The 1,673-nt window shown below is 71.7% G+C and carries 2 protein-coding genes; both read left to right on the top strand.

Annotated elements, in window-relative coordinates; genetic code table 11:
- Positions 1 to 111 precede the first annotated feature (111 nt).
- A complete protein-coding gene (locus VOI19_RS19190; RefSeq protein WP_323794526.1) occupies positions 112 to 1,371 on the top strand; it encodes a deoxyguanosinetriphosphate triphosphohydrolase in 1,260 nt (419 codons plus the stop codon).
- Between the two features lie 48 nt (positions 1,372 to 1,419).
- Positions 1,420 to 1,673: CHC2 zinc finger domain-containing protein (locus tag VOI19_RS19185; protein WP_323794525.1), on the top strand; the 254-nt coding region annotated here is incomplete at its 3' end.

Below are 1,673 nucleotides of genomic sequence, written 5' to 3'. Positions count from 1 at the left end.
CTCTTCCGATCTATGCTCCGACGCTAGTGGTGGCAGTGGTCGTTGCAGGTGTGGTCCGGGTTGCCGACACGTTTCGATCCTGGCAACCGAACCTGCCCTAGGCTCGCTGCGATGGACGCCTCGATGGACGCCCCCCTGAACGATTTCGACCTCTACGACGCGCGGTCGCGCGAGCGCCTCGTCGACGAGCCGCCCAAGCGCGTGGAGGCGCCCGAGCGCACGCCGTTCGAGCGCGACCGGGCGCGCGTCGTGCACGCCGCCTCGTCGCGCCGCCTGGCGGCGAAGACGCAGGTCGTCGGGCCGGCGTCCGACGACTTCGTCCGCAACCGGCTCACCCACAGCCTCGAGGTCGCCCAGGTCGCGCGCGACCTGTCGCGCGCGCTCGGCAGCCAGCCCGACATCGCCGAGACCGCGGCGCTGGCCCACGACCTCGGCCACCCGCCGTTCGGCCACAACGGCGAGCGCGTCCTGGCCGAGATCGCACAGTCCTGTGGCGGGTTCGAGGGCAACGCCCAGACCCTGCGGGTGCTGACCCGGCTCGAGGCCAAGACGTTCGACGCCCAGGGCGCCTCGGTCGGCCTCAACCTCACCCGCGCCACGCTGGACGCCTGCACCAAGTACCCGTGGGCTCGCGGAGAAGGACCGGACCCGCTCAAGTTCGGGGTGTACGCCGACGACCGCGGCACCTTCGACTGGCTCCGCGCCGACGCCCAGGGAACAAGACGTTGCCTCGAGGCCCAGGTGATGGATCTCGCCGACGACGTCGCCTACTCGGTGCACGACGTCGAGGACGGCACCGTCGCCGGGCACGTCGACCTGACCCGGCTCGACACGGCGGGCGTGTGGCAGACCCTGCGCGAGTGGTACCTCCCCGATGCCTCTGACGACGAGCTGGACGCGGGCTTGGCGCGACTGCGCACCGTGGGCAGCTGGCCGACCACGCCGTACGACGGCAGCCGCCGCAGCCTGGCTGCGCTGAAGAACCTCACCAGCGACGTGATCGGCCGGTTCTGCGGCGACGTCCAGGCCGCGACGTTCGCGGCCGGCGGGGCCCCGATGGCGCGCTACGGCGCCGACCTGGTCGTGCCGCGGACGACGTGGGTCGAGATCACGGTGCTCAAGGCGGTCGCCGCCCACTACGTGATGCAGACCGCCGACCGGATCGCGATCATGGAGCGCCAGCGCGAGCTGCTCGCCGAGCTCGTCGAGGCCGTCGCCGCCCGCGCGCCCGAGTCGCTGGACCGCCCGTTCGCCGACGACTGGGCCGAGGCCGCCGACGATGCAGCGCGGCTGCGCGTGGTGATCGACCAGGTCGCCTCGCTGACCGACCCGAGCGCGGTCGCCCGGCACGCACGCCTGTCCACAGGCTGATCCCGACGGCCTGCCCGTCGGCGGGCGCCGCCCCGTAGGATCGCGCTCGTGGCAGGCCGGATCCGCGAGGAGGACATCGCAGACGTTCGCGAGAAGTCCCGTATCGAGGAGGTCGTGGGCGACTACGTCACCCTGCGCAACGCCGGCGGCGGCTCGCTGAAGGGCTTGTGCCCCTACCACGACGAGAAGTCGCCGAGCTTCAACGTCAACCCGAGCAGAAACTTCTTTCACTGCCTCGCGGGCGAGACCAAGGTGCTGACCTACGAGGGGTCCCGTCCTATCTCGGAGCTCGCCGGAGGCAC

The organism is Nocardioides sp., from assembly GCF_034670285.1.
Classification (GTDB): Bacteria; Actinomycetota; Actinomycetes; order Propionibacteriales; family Nocardioidaceae; genus Nocardioides.
The sequence above is the reverse complement of the archived record's forward strand: the minus strand, read 5'-3'. Positions and strand labels throughout refer to the sequence as shown.